The sequence below is a fragment of the Planctomycetota bacterium genome (assembly GCA_039182125.1).
Lineage (GTDB): Bacteria > Planctomycetota > Phycisphaerae > Tepidisphaerales > Tepidisphaeraceae > JBCDCH01.
This window is the reverse complement of record JBCDCH010000030.1, coordinates 1-17,535: the sequence shown is the minus strand read 5'-3', so window position 1 is coordinate 17,535 and position 17,535 is coordinate 1. Positions and strand designations below refer to the sequence as shown.

Annotated in this window: 13 protein-coding genes; 6 read left to right on the top strand and 7 right to left on the bottom strand. The window is 64.4% G+C overall.

What is annotated here, in order from left to right; translation table 11 throughout:
• Nucleotides 1-70: 70 nt before the first annotated feature.
• Both AAGD32_09630 and AAGD32_09625 read left to right on the top strand, forming a co-directional pair.
• Nucleotides 71-4,177, top strand: a complete 4,107-nt coding sequence (locus tag AAGD32_09630) for a PA14 domain-containing protein (GenBank protein ID MEM8874508.1) — start codon at nucleotides 71-73, stop codon at nucleotides 4,175-4,177.
• Nucleotides 4,178-4,316: 139 nt separating this feature from the next.
• Nucleotides 4,317-5,909 carry a SpoIIE family protein phosphatase gene (locus tag AAGD32_09625; protein MEM8874507.1) on the top strand — a complete coding sequence of 531 codons (1,593 nt, stop codon included), beginning with the start codon at nucleotides 4,317-4,319 and terminating at the stop codon, nucleotides 5,907-5,909.
• Here AAGD32_09625 and AAGD32_09620 read toward each other — a convergent pair.
• From AAGD32_09620 to AAGD32_09610, 3 genes are read right to left on the bottom strand one after another with little or no spacing between them, the layout of a single operon-like run.
• Entirely contained in the window at nucleotides 5,849-6,796 is a 948-nt protein-coding gene (locus AAGD32_09620) for an MBL fold metallo-hydrolase (GenBank protein ID MEM8874506.1), read from the bottom strand. The two genes, AAGD32_09625 and AAGD32_09620, sit on opposite strands and share 61 nt — an antisense overlap.
• The gene (locus tag AAGD32_09615; protein ID MEM8874505.1) at nucleotides 6,787-7,539 is read right to left on the bottom strand and encodes an endonuclease/exonuclease/phosphatase family protein; all 753 of its coding nucleotides are present in this window, start codon (nucleotides 7,537-7,539) and stop codon (nucleotides 6,787-6,789) included. The genes AAGD32_09620 and AAGD32_09615 overlap by 10 nt, the downstream gene beginning before the upstream one ends.
• A gap of 18 nt (nucleotides 7,540-7,557) precedes the next feature.
• A complete protein-coding gene (locus AAGD32_09610; GenBank protein ID MEM8874504.1) occupies nucleotides 7,558-8,922 on the bottom strand; it encodes a hypothetical protein in 1,365 nt (454 codons plus the stop codon).
• Nucleotides 8,923-8,971: 49 nt separating this feature from the next.
• Between AAGD32_09610 and AAGD32_09605 the strand changes: the two genes are divergently transcribed.
• The 3 genes from AAGD32_09605 to AAGD32_09595 are packed head-to-tail and all read left to right on the top strand — an operon-like array spanning nucleotide 8,972 to nucleotide 12,736.
• Nucleotides 8,972-10,105 (top strand): saccharopine dehydrogenase C-terminal domain-containing protein, encoded by a 1,134-nt coding sequence (locus AAGD32_09605; protein ID MEM8874503.1) that lies wholly within the window; start codon nucleotides 8,972-8,974, stop codon nucleotides 10,103-10,105.
• 9 nt (nucleotides 10,106-10,114) lie between these two features.
• Complete coding sequence (locus AAGD32_09600; GenBank protein ID MEM8874502.1) at nucleotides 10,115-11,197, top strand: alpha/beta fold hydrolase; 1,083 nt, start codon at nucleotides 10,115-10,117, stop codon at nucleotides 11,195-11,197.
• 12 nt (nucleotides 11,198-11,209) lie between these two features.
• Nucleotides 11,210-12,736, top strand: coding sequence for an aldehyde dehydrogenase family protein (locus tag AAGD32_09595; protein ID MEM8874501.1), 1,527 nt, complete (start codon nucleotides 11,210-11,212; stop codon nucleotides 12,734-12,736).
• 30 nt (nucleotides 12,737-12,766) lie between these two features.
• On the opposite strand, the gene AAGD32_09590 is transcribed toward AAGD32_09595, so the two are convergent.
• The gene (locus AAGD32_09590; GenBank protein MEM8874500.1) at nucleotides 12,767-13,387 is read right to left on the bottom strand and encodes a chromophore lyase CpcT/CpeT; all 621 of its coding nucleotides are present in this window, start codon (nucleotides 13,385-13,387) and stop codon (nucleotides 12,767-12,769) included.
• A gap of 50 nt (nucleotides 13,388-13,437) precedes the next feature.
• Here AAGD32_09590 and AAGD32_09585 point away from each other — a divergent pair, with 50 nt between their 5' ends.
• Nucleotides 13,438-14,052, top strand: coding sequence for a hypothetical protein (locus AAGD32_09585; GenBank protein ID MEM8874499.1), 615 nt, complete (start codon nucleotides 13,438-13,440; stop codon nucleotides 14,050-14,052).
• A gap of 120 nt (nucleotides 14,053-14,172) precedes the next feature.
• On the opposite strand, the gene carA is transcribed toward AAGD32_09585, so the two are convergent.
• From carA to AAGD32_09570, 3 genes are all read right to left on the bottom strand, one after another.
• On the bottom strand, nucleotides 14,173-15,324 hold the full coding sequence (gene carA / locus AAGD32_09580) for a glutamine-hydrolyzing carbamoyl-phosphate synthase small subunit (protein ID MEM8874498.1): 1,152 nt from the start codon (nucleotides 15,322-15,324) through the stop codon (nucleotides 14,173-14,175).
• Nucleotides 15,325-15,486: 162 nt separating this feature from the next.
• Nucleotides 15,487-16,692 (bottom strand): M20 family metallopeptidase, encoded by a 1,206-nt coding sequence (locus AAGD32_09575; protein ID MEM8874497.1) that lies wholly within the window; start codon nucleotides 16,690-16,692, stop codon nucleotides 15,487-15,489.
• 9 nt (nucleotides 16,693-16,701) lie between these two features.
• The gene (locus AAGD32_09570; protein MEM8874496.1) at nucleotides 16,702-17,517 is read right to left on the bottom strand and encodes a metallophosphoesterase; all 816 of its coding nucleotides are present in this window, start codon (nucleotides 17,515-17,517) and stop codon (nucleotides 16,702-16,704) included.
• Between the last annotated feature and the right edge of the window lie 18 nt (nucleotides 17,518-17,535).

Genomic DNA, 17,535 nt, shown 5'->3' with positions numbered 1-17,535 from the left:
TAGGACGAAAATGCCCCGCCAGAGCCAACGCTTTTGTGCCGACGCACCCCGTACATCGCTCGATCGTGCCGTGACCGAAACGCTTGAACAGCGCCGGCTGCTCGATAGCGCGCTGGCCGGGCACTGGCAGTTCGACGAGAGCACCGGCACCATCGCGACCAACGCCGTCGCCGGCTCCACGGGCTCGCTGATCAACATGGAAGACGTCGACCGTGTCGACGGGCGGTTCAACAACGGCTTGCGGTTCGATGGCGTCAACGAGTACGTCCTCATTGACAATGTGGTGACGGGACCGACTTTCTCGCACAGCTTGTGGGTCCGTCCCGAGCCGACCGTCGCGCGTCAGGGTCTGCTGAGCCACCATACCAACGGTGTGAGTCCGTTTGGATACAGCGTCGAGTCGGGTCTCGACCTTTATCTTGAACCGGACAACACCGTCTCCGTCTGGATTCGAGATGGGCAGGGAGCAAGCTTCGAGTTCGAGTCGGCGATCTCCCTACCGGACAACCAGTGGAACCACATCGCCATCACGAACGATGGTTCGGAAACCGCTCTCTGGATCAACGGCCAAAAGTCCACCGTCCGCGCCGGCGTCGAGTGGGACATGCCCGCAAGTGAGGGCGGATTCGTGACGGTCGGTCGCGCACGCACGCAGGGCAATCCGATCGGCACGGCCTTCTTTAAAGGCACGATTGACGATGTCAAGATCTACAAACAGGGCATCTCCGGCGGCGAGATCAAAGCGCTGGCCAACCCCGAAGCCGACGGCAAGTTCCGCTGGGAAACCACGCTCTACACCGTGGACGAAGACGCAGGCACCGTCACCGTCCCGGTCATCCGTATTGACGGCTCGAACGGCGCGGCCGTCGTCAACTACGAAGTCGTCGACGCCTCCGCCAAAGCCGGCCTCGACTACACCGACGTCACCGGCACCGTGAACTTCGCGGACGGACAGGTCCGGGCCAACGTCGTCATTCCGATTCTCAACGACACCGAGGTCGAGGGTGACGAGACGTTCAACACGAGCCTCAACGCGGTCGCGGGTCCCGGTGCGTTGGACGCGCCGCGCACCACGACCGTCGTGATCCAGGACGACGAACCGCAGCCGGTCGGTGAAGGCGATGGACTACAGGCTGACTACTTCCGCGACACCGAGTTCAACGACCTCGCGTTTACCCGCATCGACCCGCGGATCGACTTCGAGTGGGAAGACAACAAGCCCGAGGCCCGACTCAACGAGGACAACTTCAGCGTCCGATGGACCGGCACGGTCAAGCCACTCTACACCGAAACCTACACGTTCCACGCCGAGGCCGACGATGGTGTGCGGCTCTGGGTCGACGGGCAGTTGCTGATCAATCAACCCTCGTGGACCGCGGCCGACGAGTACACCGGCACCATCAACCTCCAGGCCGGCCAAGAGTACGACCTGCGCATGGAGTTCATCGAGGGCAGCGGCTGGGCGAAGGCGAAGCTCTCGTGGAGCAGCGCACGCCAGGCCAAGGAGATCGTGCCGCGCAGCCAGCTCTTCACCCCCGACGCTCCGCCGACCTCCGGCACTGGCGACGGCTTGCGTGGCCTGTACTACGACGGTCAGACGTTCTCCGATCTGCAGTTCGAGCGGATCGACGCCACGGTCGACTTCGAGTGGCAGGCCGGCGGCCCCGACAGCCGCGTCGGCGTTGACCAGTTCAGCGTCCGCTGGCTGGGCCAGATCGAGCCGCTCTACACCGAGGAATACACCTTCCACGTCCAAGCCGACGACGGCGTCACGCTCAAGGTCAACGGCCAGACGCTCATCGACCAGCCCGAGTGGACGCCCGCGACCGAGTACATCGGCACGATCACCCTCGAAGCCGGTCAGCGGTACGACATCAGCCTCGACTACAATGAGGGCGGCGGCTGGGCACAGGCACGCTTGTTCTGGTCTTCCGCCTCGCAGCCGAAGCAAATCGTTCCGCAGTCACAGCTGTACAGCGTCGACGCCCCCGAGCCTCCGGCCAGCGGCAGCGGCGACGGGCTTCTCGGCACTTACTTCGACGACAACACGTTCACCAACGACGTCTTCGAGCGCGTGGACCAGCGTATCGACTTCGGCTGGCAGGACGGCAGTCCGCGGGCCGACATTCCTGCTGACAACTTCAGCGTCGTCTGGTCCGGCTTCATCGAGCCGCGCTACGGCGAGACGTACACCTTCCACCTGAGCGTCGACGACGCGGCCGAGCTGTTCGTCGACGGCGTCAAAATCATCGACGTCCCGAGTTGGACACCCGCACCCGAGTACACCGGACAAATCACGCTCGTCGAAGGTCAGCAAGTCCCCATCGAGCTGCGCTTCCGTGAGAACACCGGCTGGGCATCGGCCAGCCTTTCGTGGTCCAGCAGCAGCCAATCGAAGGAAGTCGTCCCGCAGTCGCAGCTCTACTCCGGCAGCAACGGCACGCCCATCGGCACCGGCACCGGCCTGCTCGGACAGTACTTCGACAACCGCGACTTCACCCGCCGCAAGGTGCTCCGCGTCGATGAAACCATCGACTTCGACTTTGGCATCGAGGCGCCCGTGCCGACGATGGGCGTGAACGACTTCAGCATCCGCTGGGACGGTCAGGTCGAGCCACGCACCACTGGTACTTGGACCTTCCGCACCGAGTCCGACGACGGCGTCCGGCTCTGGGTCGACGGTAACCTCATCATCAATCAGTGGGTCGACCAGGCGTACACCGCACACCAGGGCCAGATCAGCCTCGAGGCCGGCGTGAAGTATGACATCCGCGTCGAGTACTACGAGGCCGGCGGCCAGTCGGCAATGCGCCTGCTGTGGCAAGGCCCCAACACCCCGCTGGAAGTGATTCCCTCGACCCAGCTCTACCCCGCCGAAACGCCCCCGGCCCCGACCGCTGGCGACTTCGTGCTCGAAGACTACGTCACCGGCCTCACCCAGCCGACCGCGATCGATCACACGTCCGACGGCTGGATGTTCATCGCCGAAAAGTCAGGCATCATCAAGCTCTTCAAGGACGGGCAGGTCACCCAGTTCGCCGACCTGCGGGACGACGTGAACAACGTCCGCGACCGTGGGCTGATCGGCTTCGCAGTCCATCCGGACTTCCCGCAACAGCCGTACGTCTACGCGGCCTACACCTACGACCCGCCGGAGGCCAACGGCAACACGCTCGGCCTGGCCGGGCGCGACGAGCGCGGCAACCGGCCGTCCCGCGTGGTCAAGCTCACCGCCACCGCCGAGAGCGGCTTCGAAATCGCCGAGGCCGGCTCGGGCGAGGTCATCGTCGGCAAGAACTCCACCTGGGAGCACGTCACCCGACCCGATCTCGACTCGACCCAGAACTTCGACCTGCCGCCCTCGGGCCAGAACCCTGACGGCACCTGGGTTCAGGACTTCCTCGGCACCGATAGCCAGTCGCACTCCATTGGCGCACTCCGCTTCGGCACCGACGGCGCGCTCTACATTTCCAACGGCGACGGGACCAGCTACGGCGCGGTCGACCCGCGGTCCGAGCGTGTCCAGGACCTGGACAACCTCTCCGGCAAGCTGCTACGCGTTGACCCGCTCACCGGCCGCGGCTTCGCGGACAACCCGTTCTTCGACGGCGATCTCGACTCCAATCGCTCCAAGGTCTTCGCCCTGGGCCTGCGGAACCCCTATCGCATGGCGATCCACCCCGAGACCAACGACATCTTCCTAGGCGATGTCGGCTGGGGTACGTGGGAAGAGATCAACGTCGTCGACTTCTCTGACGGCGGCGGCGAGAACTTCGGCTGGCCGTGGTACGAGGGGGCCGACTCGGGCAATGACCCGACGCGCGGCTACCGTGATCTGCCCGCCGCCCAGGAGTTCTATCTCAACAACTCCGCTATCGTCCCGCTCTGGTCTGGACGACACGGCGGTGCCGACGGTGCGGTCGCGGTCACGGCCGGCGACTTCTACACCGGGGAAACCAACTACTACCCCGACCTGTACGAAAACGCCTTCTTCTTCACCGACTATGGCCGCAACGACGTCCGAGCGATGATCCTCAACCCCGACGGCTCTGTGAACAGCATCGAATCGCTGACTGATCCCGAAGGACGACTGGTCATGATGGATCAGGGCATCGACGGTGCGATCTACGTCGTCGACATCAACGGCAGAATCCGCCGACTCGGTTTCGAGAGTTGATTCGACGTTCACCCGCAACGTGACAAGCTCCGCCGTTTACGGCTGGGCTTGTCGTGTTGCGGCATCGGCCGAAAGGCATAGACACTTTGCGCGACTTCTTACCGTGCATCTTCCGCGACGATCCAGCATACTGAGACGCATGCGGTCGGATCGCCCGCCCTTTTATCGCCGCCTCGCATTCAAGCTGTTGCTCGGCTTCACGGTCGTGCTGCTCGGGCTGACGCTGCTGGTTGCCGTGCCGCTGAACAGTGCCATGCGGCGCCAGATCGAGGAAGACCTTCGGTCGGAGTTGCGCGCGATCGCCGGTACCGCCGCGCTGACCATCAACGGCGACGCCCATGAACAGGTCGTCGCCGCCCAACTCGCCAACGGTAACGGGTCCGACACGCCCGGCTTCCAAATCATCAAAGAGCAGCTCATGGCCGTGCGCGACCGCAACGGTCTCCCGGCCGAACACATCTACACGTTCTACCGCTCGCCCGAAAATCGATTCGTCGCCCACTTCGGCGTGATGACCCACCCAAAGCCGTTCACCGGCGACCTGTACGATTTGTCCAGCATCATGCGAACGGTCTTCGAGCAAGGCGCCGTCGCCGACCGCCCCATCTACTCCGACAACAACGGCACCTGGATCAGCGCATACGCACCGATTTACAACTCCGCCGGAGAAATCGTCGGCATTCTCGAAGTCGACCGCAACGCCGAGGAGTATCTCTCACGAGCAGACGTCGTCACGTCGAGCGTGATCAAAAACGGCTCGACCGCACTGCTGATTGCCGCACTCGGCTCATGGATCTTCCTGCGGCGAACGGTGACCGGGCCCATCGAGAAAATACACCAGACCGTGCTCGCGATCGCCGCCAAAAGGTTCGACAAGCGCACCGGCGTCACCACCGGCGACGAGTACGAAGATCTGGGCGAATCCCTCGACGAGCTCGCCCATCAACTACAGGTCGCTTCGAGCGTCCACTCGGACCTGACGCCCGACACGATGCCCGACGCGCACGGCTGGCACTTGGCCGGCCGGAGTATCGCGTGTGACGCGACGGCCGGCGACTACTACGACGCGTTCGTGTTGCCCGGCGATCGCGTCGGGGTGGTGATCGGCGACGTCACCGGCCACGGGCTCGGACCCTCGCTCTTGATGTCCGCCGCCCGCGGCTCGCTCCGCGCGCTTGCCGAGGTGGTCGAAGAACCCGACGAGCTGGTCACGAAGCTCGACGAACTGGTCAAGGGCGACCTGCGGGGCGGTCGCTTCATCACCCTGCTCTATGGCGTGCTCCACGCCGACGGGCGATTCGTCTATTGCAACGCTGGCCATGGCCCGGCCGTCTGCGTCAAGCCGGGGAGCATCAAACCGCTCGTGGCCCATCGCACGCCCGTCGGCGTGCCGTGGTTCAACAACGACGACCTCGCAACCACGCTTCATCTCGACGCGGGCGACTCGGTGTTGCTCGCGTCCGACGGCGTCACCGAAGCGTCCAACGCCGAGCGCGAGCTGTATGGCGACCACCGACTCCACAACTTTCTCAACAACCGCCTCTCCACCGCCGAGCAGACCATCGACGACCTCGTCACCGAGATCGCCAACCATCGCGCCGGCACGCCGCTCAGTGATGACTTGACCGTGGTCTGCATCCAACGCCACTTCTCCGACGAAGCATGCTCCCTTCAACGCGTGGCCGGTAACCACGTCTCGCCGACTTCGGAGATCACCACCCGATCGGCCTGATCTCCCGCCGCTGCACGCAGTCGACGCAACGGCTCATCCATCGGCTCCCGGCTCAGCTTGAACGTCGTGTGGTGGTACGCAATGAGCCGCTCCGATCCCGTCGAAGTGAACATGCGCCACACCTGCTCCGGCGTGGCATGGGCCGCGACGTACGGGTCGTACGCACCGATGCCGAACGCGGCGAGATCGAACGGACCAAGATCGTCAAACGCATCGGTGTCGGCCGTGTCACCCGTGTGCAGAACACGCCGACCATCGGCTTCGAAAATGAACCCGACGTACCCGCGATGGTCGTCGAAGAAGACGCGCGGCCCCCAGTGATTTGTCTGCACGCCGCGCACCTCGACACCGGCAAAAACACTCGACTCGCCGGCCGCGATCTCAGCGACACTTCGAAAGCCCAGATCATCCAGCAAATCGCCCACGCCCGGCGCGGTCACGACATCGACGTCTCGCGGAAGACGATGCAGCGTCGGCCGATCGAGGTGATCGAAGTGTGCGTGGGTCACGACGAGGAGGTCGATCGGTGGCAGTTGCCCGATCGACAACGCCGATCGCTGGCGACGCCGCGGCCCGAGCGTGGTAAAGCCAAGGTCCATCCCGACACGCGTGCCGAGGACGGGATCGACCAGGATCGTCTTGCCGGCAACGCGGTAGAGCAGTGTCGCATGTCCGAGCCAGCACGCCGCGAAGTCGGCAGTGAGAAACGCGTTCAGGTCTGGCCGATTCGGCGGCGCGGGCGGCGGCCACCACCCGCCCAAAGGCCTGATACGTCCCCGTCCACGCCCGAGCCGATCCGCCACGCGCAACACCCACGGCCGACGCTTGAGCGCATCGGCGAATCGCCGCCAACTCAGCAATGGGTCCGACCGGTCGTCTACGGCCACTTGAGCTCCGCGACTACCGGATAGTGATCGCTCGCGTACTTCGCCAAGCGGTCGGTCTCGATCTTCGCATCAAGCAGCGCTTCGGGCGGGAACCCCCACGCAAAGACGTAGTCCACCCGCAACCCCGCATGAATCGTGTCGAGCGTACCGGCATTCGCAACGGTCTTCGGGTTCAACTCGGCGAAGACGTCGACGTAGTAACTGTCGAGCATTGTCTGAACGACGTCGCGCGGAAACGTGTTCTCATTCTCCCGCAACCCGTGCAGATCACCGGGGCGAAGCTTCGATTCCTCGACGTGTTGCAGCGGCGAAACCGAGTTGAAGTCACCCATGATCACGTGCGGCCGACCGGCGACGCGGTGGCGTTCGAGCTTGCCGAGGACAAAGCCGATCTCACGCAATCGCTGGTCTTCGTCGTGCCGGGGGCGATGCGGGTGCAAATGAACCACGGCGATCGGCAGCCCGTTTACCTCACACTCGACACACGACCTAGGTCCGTCCGACGCAAGCCCGTGATTCACCGACGATGTCACCGGCAACCGCGAAAGTAAAACACATTGCCGGGACCGCCCTGGCGCGGGTACGACGTCCATCGACAAACGCGTGGCGATCCGCCGAACCTGTTCGTCATCCTCGGCCTCGATGAGCGCGACCACGTCCGGATCATTTGCCAGCATCACCTCGGCCAACGGATCCGCCCGCCCAACGCCGCCATCGAGAATGTTGTAAGTCAAAAGCCGCACGTCGACATGGTACGCGACTCACACCCCCGCGAGCTTCTGACGGCGGGGGTCGGTTTCCTTGATAACCTGCGTTACACCAGTTTGGTTGAAGCCCTTGAAGCCGTTGTTGCGTTCGAGGTTTTCGAGGTGGCTGCCGATCGCTCCGTTGTTGCGGAACTCATCGGCCTGGGCGGCGTCGATCTTGCCGGCGTCGAGCAGCGCTGCGATGCGATCCTCGGCAACGGGCCAACGCTCGCCCTCGGTGAATGCTTGCTTGAGATAATCGAAGTCGCTGAACGCACGCATCGTCTTGATGCCGTCGTCGGCCATCTGATCACGCAACGCAACGAAGTCGAACGTGCATTCGAGGTGGTGCATACCCGCCTGGAGGACGGACTCGCCGTGGAGGCCGCACCAGAGTCCGACGGTCGCGAGCTCGTCGCGTTCTTCCATCGGCTCGTGGGCGAAGTCGGTGAGCAGTTCGTCGGGCGAGATGTCGACGTCGTTGAACGTGACGATCCCGCACACCGGTTGCTCCATGACCTGCGCCCCCCAGCCAGCTTCAGGGCCGGGGTAGAAGCGTTCGCGGCAGTGGAAGCCGAGCTTCTCCCAGAGCGCAACGAGACGATGGAAGTGCTTGCGTGACGAGCGATAGGTATGGTGGTCGTGGTTGGCCCATCCGACGCCGAGCGCATCCTGGCGGGCGTACTGCCAACGAGCAGCACGATTGCGGCGTTGCCAGTAATCGCGTTCGGCAGCGAACCACAGCTCGCAAGCCACGTCCCGCCCAACCTTGTCGACAGCATTGTCGATAAGCGTCGCCATCTGTTCGAAGCCGGCGACTTCGTCGTCGAACTTGCGCGGCCGAGTCCGAAACGCTTCGAGCACCTCGGCTTGGTCGGCGACGCTCGGTGAGTCGAGCTTCGCGCAGTCGGCGACGAGGGTTCCGCGCCGCTCGATGCCGTAGACGTTGAGCCCGTTCTCCTTGGCCGCCGCGACATAACGGACCAACTGCCCCGGCTTGCCGTGAATCGCCGATGTCAGCCCATGGGCAACGGCGAAGTCGGCACAAGACTCGACCTTGATACCGAGGTCGGTCTCGTGGTGTGGCGCGAGCATGACGCGCGGAAACATGCCGCCGGGATGGTGGAAGATCGGCCCGTCGGCCGGCACGTCCTGCTCGACGTAACCGACGCGCCCCAGATCACCGCGATTCTCCTCGTTATCCGGCACGATCCACATTTCAACGAGGTCGCCCAGACGGTTGCCACTAGTCGCGTAGAGCCGCTCGCCAAAGTCCTTGAGCCAAGCGTTTTTCGAACAGGCATCATCCAGCCAACCTGCGAGGAGGTTCGCCGCTTCGGGCTGTTGTTCCCAGTGCCACTTCGTCAGTTCGTCGTTCATGCGTTATGCTCCGGTCGGTTCTCGAACATCTTACAAGAAGGTCTCACACATGCATGGCGTACTGCTTCTCGGTGCTGGAAAAATCGGCTCGGCCGTCGCGAAACTTCTGGGCGACACGGGCGACTACGACGTACTCGTCGGCGACGCGTCACCGGATGCACTCGATCGCCTCGAAGGCCTCGACAATGTCAGCACCGCCGCGATCGACGTTGACGACGTCGCCGCCTTACGCAAGGCGATGAACGGCCGGCAGTCGGTGCTGTCGGCCCTCTCGTTCACCCACAATCCGCTCGTTGCCGAGTGTGCCAAGGAACTCGGCTTGAGCTACTTCGACCTGACCGAGGACGTTGCCACGACCAAGCTCGTGCGCGAAGTGTCGCAGGGCGCGAAAGACGGCCAGATCTTCATGCCGCAGTGCGGGCTGGCGCCGGGCTTCGTCTCCATCGCCGCGAACGATCTAGCCAAAAAGCTCGACACGCTCGACAGCGTCCGGCTTCGCGTCGGTGCTCTGCCGATCTTCCCGACCAACGAACTCAAGTACAACCTCACCTGGAGCACCGACGGCCTCATCAACGAATACGGCAACCCGTGCGAAGCCGTCGTCAACGGCGAGCAAATCGACGTGCTCCCGCTCGAGGGCCACGAACAGTTTTCGCTCGACGGCGTGATGTACGAGGCGTTCAACACCTCCGGCGGTGTCGGGACGCTCGCCGAGACGCTCGCCGGCTCCGTCCGCAACCTCGACTACAAAACCATTCGCTATCGCGGACACCGCGACCTGATCCGGTTCCTCATGAACGACCTTCGGCTCAACGAACGCCGCGAGCTGCTCAAGGACATCTTCGAAAACGCCATCCCGATGACGCCCCAGGACGTGGTGCTGATTTTCTGCACGGCGACAGGTCAGAAAGACGGCCGGCTCACGCAGGTGACCGACGCTCGCAAGGTCTACCACGGCCCCTTCCGCGGCGTGGACATGTCCGGCATTCAGATCACCACCGCCGCCAGCCTGTGCGCCGTGCTCGACATGCACGCGACCGGCAAACTGCCGAGCAAAGGCTTCGTCAAGCAGGAACAGATCGACCTGGCCGACTTCCTCGCCAACCGCTTCGGCTGCTGCTACGCGACCAGCCGTGACGGCGTCGAGCAGATCGACGATCCGTACGTGCCATCGGCACTCTAAGCTTCAGCCATGCTTGCTGTAGCCCTTGCCGTCGTCGTCGCCGAAAAGCCGCAGGATTCCGTTCCGCCGTTCCCGTACGAAGTGCGTGAAGTCGAGATCGCGTCGGTCGACGATGTAACACTCGCCGGCACCTTGACCGTGCCCGAGGGCGAAGGCCCGTGGCCGGCGGCGGTGTTGCTCACCGGCAGCGGGCCGCAGGACCGAGACGAGGCGCTCTTTGGCCATCGGCCTTTCGCCGTGCTTGCCGACGCGCTGACCCGCCGAGGCATCGCCGTGCTGCGCTACGACGACCGCGGCTTCGCCGCCTCCACCGGTGACTTCGCGGCCTCGACGATCAACGACTTCGCGGCCGACGCCCACGCCGCCGCCAGCTTCGCCGACGCCCTGCCCGAACTCGATGCCGTCGGCTTCATCGGCCACTCCGAGGGCGGCATCACTGGACCCATGGCCACGATCCGCGACGACTCGCCGATCGACTTCGTCATCACACTCGCCGGCCCGGGGCTCAACGGCATCGACATCCTCGCCCGCCAGAGCGCGGATCTGATCGCGGCGATGGGCGTGCCCGCCGAGCGTGCCGAGCGCATCGGGGAGCTGAACCGAACCGCCCTGACCGCCGCCGCCAACGGTGCCGACGCCGAGACGCTGCGACCGATGATCGCCGCGCTTGTCACAGCCCAGTTCGGCATCACCGGCGAGCCCAACGAAGCGCAACAGGCGCAGATCGACCAGACCGTCAACGCCGTGCTGCCGCAGTTGCAAGCGCCGTGGTTCAAGGTGTTTCTCAACACCGACCCGGCCGACTCGCTCGGCCAACTCGACGTACCCGTACTCGCGATCTTCGCAGGGCAGGACTTGCAAGTGAGCGCCGAGCAGAACGCGCCCGTGGTCGAAGCGATTCTTGACGATGCACCGACCGACGACGTGACGGTCGTCACCCTGCCGGGGTTGAGTCACTTCCTCCACGACGTCGGTAAGACGCCCGCCGCCGTGTTCGCCTACGACCGAAGCGAGCAGACGATGTCGCCGGTGGTTTGGGAAACGATCGCACCGTGGATCAACGAGCGGTTCGGCGCGGACGCGGGCGAGTGATATGCTCGCGGCATGTCCGCGATCCAAGTGCCGCTCATTGACCAGCCCGTCCACGCCGTCCACATCGGTAACAGACCGTCGGCCGGCGGCGACGCGAAGCTGATCGCCCGTTGTTGCATCGACGGTTCGACGACGGCAACGTTCCCCCAAGCCACTGCGACGGACGTTGACACGGCGGTGAAGGCCGCACAGGAAGCGTTTGCTTCCTGGCGGAACATCCCCGCACCAAAGCGTGGCGAGTTCGTCCGCCGTCTGGGCAACAAGCTCCGCGAGCACAAAGCAGAGCTCGCCGAAGTCGTCACGCTCGAGGCCGGCAAGATCGTCCAGGAAGCGCTCGGCGAAGTGCAGGAGATGATCGACATCTGCGACTTCGCGGTCGGCCTCTCGCGACAGCTCTACGGCCTGACCATCGCCACCGAACGCGGCGACCATCGCATGATGGAGCAGTGGCACCCGCTCGGCCCGGTCGCGGTGATCAGCGCGTTCAACTTCCCCGTCGCGGTGTGGATGTGGAACGCGGCGCTGGCGTTCGTGTGCGGCAACCCGGTCGTTTGGAAGCCGAGCGAGAAGACGCCGCTGACGGCGATCACTTGCCAGACGCTGACGCAGGAAGTCATTGCCGAGAGCGGCGACCTCGACGTGCCGGCAGCGCTGAGCAGCGTTATCGTCGGCGGCCGCGATGTCGGCGAGGCGATGGCGAACCACCCCGGCTTCCCGTTGGTTTCCGCGACCGGTAGTGTCCGCATGGGCAAGAACGTCGGCGCGGCCGTCGGTGCGCGCCTTGGTCGCAGCCTGCTCGAACTCGGCGGCAACAACGCGATGATCGTCACGCCCTCGGCCGACGTGGAACTGTGCGTCCGAGCCGCGACGTTCAGCGCCTTCGGCACCGCCGGCCAGCGCTGCACGACGCTGCGTCGTTTGATCGTGCATGAGTCAATGGTGGACAAGATCGTTCCGCGCTTGAAGCAGATCGCCGGCAAACTGCCAGTCGGCGACCCGCGTGATGAAGCGACGCTGCTCGGGCCGCTGATCGACGAGGATTCTTTCAACGGCATGCAGAAAACGCTCGACGCCGCCCGCAAACTCGGCAGTATCTCCGGCGGCGAGCGCGTGACCGACAACGTCCCCGCCGGCTTCTACGTCCGCCCCGCGTTCGTCGAGGGCGTCGCGCCGGATGCAAACATCGTGCAAGCCGAGACGTTCGCGCCGATCCTGTACGTATTGCCGTACAAGGACTTCGACGAAGCGATCGCGATTCAGAACGGTGTGCCGCAGGGGCTTTCGTCAGCCGTCTTCACGACCGACGTCCGCGAGGCCGAGCGGTTCATGGCTGCCTCGGGCTCCGACTGCGGCATCGCCAACGTCAACATCGGCACCAGCGGCGCCGAGATCGGCGGCGCGTTCGGCGGCGAAAAGGAAACCGGCGGCGGACGCGAGTCCGGCTCCGACGCCTGGAAAAACTACATGCGCCGCACCACCAACACCGTCAACTACGGCACCGACCTCCCCCTCGCCCAAGGCATCAACTTCAAAGCCTGATTCCGTTAAGTGCGATCCAGGCAACACGCGTCAGTCGGTGATGCGGTCGAAGACGTAGCCGCCCTTCTCGGCACCCCACACCTGCGTGCCATCGTCGGAAAAGCCACGGTCCCAGCTGATGACCTGCGTCGGCGTGAGGCGGACCTCGCTGGTAACGTAGGCCGCACCGGCGCGGGAACTCTCGCAACCGCGACCGACCGTGCCACCGACGAACGCATCGCCGTCGAACCGCATGACGATCCCGCAGCCGGCGCGGAGCGTCAGCGCCTCAGCCTGCAGGTCGTCGAACCGCCCCGGCTCGCGCCAGGCACCGGCGAACTGCAACGGATCGCCGGGCAAGGTGTACACGTCGCTGCGGAACTGATCGCCGTCGACGCTGAGCTTGTAAACGCGTTGCCGATAGGGCCGATCCAACGCCGACGCGATGGCCTGCTCGACGTACAGCCATGGACCGTCGCCACGGTCGCCCCAGATCGGCACCGCCCGCAAATGCACATCGAAGTACGACGGATCACCTTCGGCCTGCGCGGCGGAGGAGAAGTGACCGGTGAGGTACGCCGACAAAACTTCGACGTCCTCGTCCACCGGTTGCTTTGTCGGCTGGGTCGTCTGATCCGTGAAGAGCAGCAGCAAGAGCAGAAGTGTGTGCATTGGCCCAGTCTACCGTATCGCGCCAGGCTTACTGGCTTCGCGACGGTTCGATGGCCAGTTGCATCGGACCGGAGCGTGGTATCTTCGTGGTCATGAGTGAGACACCCCAAGACGATGTGTTCGGGTTGATCACGACAGATCGATTCGGCGGTTGGATAACTTTGCGTCAGTTTACATACCTCGCTGACTTTGCGTCCCAACACTCGCCCGGTGACGACCCACGCGTCACTGACTGGCAGAACCATATCGCCGAACTGGCGACAGAGGCTCGGTCTTTTACCTTGCGTGCGCAGCTGCACCGCCTGGGTGTACACGAACTGGATCTGAGCGAAGGTCTGCCCACGCCAAAACAGAAAGAGATCTTCAATGCCTTCGTTGAGAACGAACAGACGTATTGCGATCGTGTCGTCGACGCATTGACTCGCTATTACGGCGCAGTCCGCGACGACTGGGACGCGCTGGAGGACGACGAGAAGTTTGCCAATCCGAGCCGCGAGAATCTTGCCTCGCTCGTGGAGTTCGACAGCTTGGTCGTCACTGACAGGCACTTGAACTTCACGATGAGGCCGGCTTGGGATACAGAGCACGGCATGGGCGCGATCATGTACCAAGGGCAGGTCGTGATGGTCGGCAGTAGCGACGACATCGGGGAGTTTACCGGCTAGCCGGGTGAGAACTGCCTTGAGTGGCTTTGGACACGCGAACGAATGACGCAAGCGGAGAGTGACGCTTTCGACGCGTACTGCTCGGCTTTCAGTTCCGATAACGAGGAGTGAGCGAACCGGTCATTGACGCGTTGGCTTTGCGTCGAGCATGCTTTGGACGAAGCGGTCGAAGAGGTAGGCCGCGTCGTGGGGGCCGGGGCTGGCTTCGGGGTGGTACTGCACGGCGAAGACCGGCAGCTCGCCATGGCGGAAGCCGGAGACGGTCTGATCGTTGAGGTGGATGTGCGTGACGACGCCGCCAGCGGATTCAAGGGATGCGCGATCGACGGCGAAGCCGTGGTTCTGGCTGGTGATCTCGACCTTGCCGGTGGTGAGGTCCTTGACCGGCTGGTTGCCGCCGCGATGGCCGAACTTGAGCTTGTACGTCTCGGCCCCGATCGCACGGCTGAGCAGTTGGTGTCCGAGACAGATGCCGAACGTCGGCAGCTTGCGGTCCATGAGCGTACGCAGCGTGGCCACGGCGTAGTCGACCGCCGCCGGATCGCCAGGACCGTTGGAGACGAACAGGCCGTCCGGCTCATGCCCGAGAATGTCCTCGGCCGATGCGTCGGGCGGCAGCACCGTCACTTTCACGCCACGATCGGCGAGGTGGCGCAAGATGTTGTGCTTCGCGCCGCAGTCGAGCGCGACAACATGCAACCCGCTGCCGTCGATCGGCTCGCCGGCGGTCCAGTCGCCGCGCCGGTCCGACCAGTCGTAACGCTCGGTCGGCTTGACCTCCGTCACCCAATCCGCGCCGGCCATGTTCGGCGCGCTCTTGGCACGTTCGACGAGTTCCGCGTCGGTGATGTCGGCGTCGGTCGTGAGCACGCCGCGCATCGCGCCGGTGTCGCGCAGGCGTCGGACCAAGGCCCGCGTGTCGATGCCGGTGATGCCGGAGATGCCGTGGTCAGCAAGGTAATCCGAAAGCGGCTGCTCCGAGCGGTAGTTGCTCACGGTCCGCGAGAGTTCCTTGACGACAAACCCCGCCACCTGCGGCTTGGCCGACTCGCTGTCGCGCACGTTCACGCCGGTGTTGCCGATCTGCGGCACGGTCATGCACACGATCTGCCCGGCGTACGACGGGTCGGTGAGGATCTCCTGATACCCGGACATCGACGTATTGAAGACCACTTCACCCACGCCATCGACCGGTGCGCCGAAAGCGGTTCCGGTAAAAACACAGCCATCTTCGAGTGCGAGCCGGGCGGTGGGTGCGGGAGTATCGGACACGATGCCACAGCGTAGGCGCGGATCGAAAGATCAAGTCGCCCCGATGCGTGGCCGATGCACAAGGTGGCTGTGGGTCTCCGGGCCATTGTGCCCGGGCAGCCGTGTGGGTCGGTGTTTCGGCGAGCACCGGCCCTTTTTGCTGCGCTCATCCTCAACGGCTGCTCACCGCGCGTTCGGATCGCGCCACGAGCCGAAGTTCTGTACCAGGTGCAGGAACATCATCATGCCGGTGCCCAGCGCCATGTCGGTGAAGTCGAACCGGTCGCTGTGCAACTGCGGCATCGGTTCGGAACCGTGCTGCAAACCGACGAGAAAGAAGCAGCCGGGAATCTTCTTGAGATAGTACGAAAAATCTTCTCCGCCCATCGCGGGCTTGGCGGCGGGGATGAACGCGTTGTTGCCGAGTGCGTGACGAGCCTGGCGAACGACGTAGTTGAACGCGGTGGGGTCATTGATGAGCGGCGGGTAGCCGACGCGCCAATCGAAGTCCGCATTGCAACCGTTGGCCGCAGCGACGCCGTGGGTGCGGCGTTCGAGTGCTTCGCGCACGAGCTTCCGCGCCGGCTCTGATAGCGTCCGCGCGGTGCCGGCGATCAACGCCTCATCAGGGATCACGTTCACCGCCGTGCCGCCGTGGAGCTTGCCCACGGTGACAACCACCGGCTCGGTCGGGTCGAAGTCCCGGCTCGCGACCTGCTGCAGATTGCTCACGAGTTCCGCCGCGGCAACGACCGGATCGCGCCCGGTGTGCGGCATCGCGCCGTGCGTGCCTTTGCCGACGAGATTGATGTAGAACTGATCGGTCGCGGCGAGCAACGGGCCGGCTTTGCTCGAGACGCGGCCGGTCGGCAGGTTGGGCCAACCGTGCAGCCCGAAGATCGCTTCGGGCTTTGGGCCGAGCTTCCCCTCAGCGAGGCCGGCTTTCATCAGCCGCTCGCCACCGCCGCCCCCCTCCTCGGCCGGCTGGAAGATCAGCTTCACGCAGAAGCTCAGGTCGCGCTCGATCTGTTTGAGAATGGCAGCCGTGCCGAGCAGTGTCGCGGTGTGACCGTCGTGGCCGCAGGCGTGCATCCGGCCGTCGTGCTTGCTCCTGTACGGCCGGTCGATCCGCTCGGTGATGGGCAAGCCGTCGATGTCGGCCCGCAGCGCGATGCACGGGTTGGTCGCCGGGCCGACATGGGCAATCGTCGCGGTCTCGCAGTTGTCGATGCCGTCGATGAAGTCGATGCCCAGCGTCATCAACTCGCCGCGGATGAAGTCGGCGGTCTTGTGCTCCTCGAAGCAAAGCTCGGGAATCTCGTGGAGTTTGTGGCGGAGCGTCGTGACGCGCAGCAGTTCTTTTTCGACCCGTTCACGCAGCGATGGCATGCGCCGATGTTATCGAAGCCGAACCGAAAAGCTCGGCACCGGCGGCTCGCATTCGGCGACGTATTCCTCGGCCGTCAGGTGTCGCTCACCCTCCCGCGTCTTCGGGTCCGGCGAGTCGGCGACGTTTTCGACGAGGCGGAGCGTCCGGACGTGGATGTGCGTGTCGTCCAGGTCGGCGATGAGAAACGCATGCGGCCAGAAGCACAGCGGCGGGCAGCCAACGAACGTGCAGTTGCCGATGCGGCGCAGGTCCGCGCGGTGAGCGTGGCCGGTGAAGACGACGGTGGAACTGGTCCGGCCCACCAACGCATGTCGCTCGGCGTGGTCGCCGACCTGGCTCATCATCGGATACGGCGCGGAGCGGACCGTGTCACTGAACGGATGATGGGCAAACACCAGGGGCGTGACGTAGTCGGCAAGTTGCTGGCGAGAGAGTTCGCTCAACTCGCCGAACCAGAGCCGATGGTCCATTGACGTCTGCGCCGTGTTGAGCAGCTGGGCATCGTGGATGCCAAGCTTGATCCGACGGACGGGGTCGCCGAAGTTGGCGATGAACCGGTCGAGATCACCGTCGCCCATCTCATGATTGCCGGGGATGACGTCGAGCGCGTCGCCGAGTGGAGCGAGTACGCGTTTGGCGTCGGCGTACTCGACCTCGTAGCCCATGTTCACGAGGTCACCGACGATGATCGTGCGGTCGACATCGAGTGTGCCGATCACGCCGACTGTACGCTCGAGCATGCCGAGCCCCTGAGCGTGGTTCTCTTCCCCGTCGGGCGCGTTCGGCGAGGAGACGTGACAGTCGGCAAGGATCGCGATTCGCATGGGCTGAGAGTACGCTCG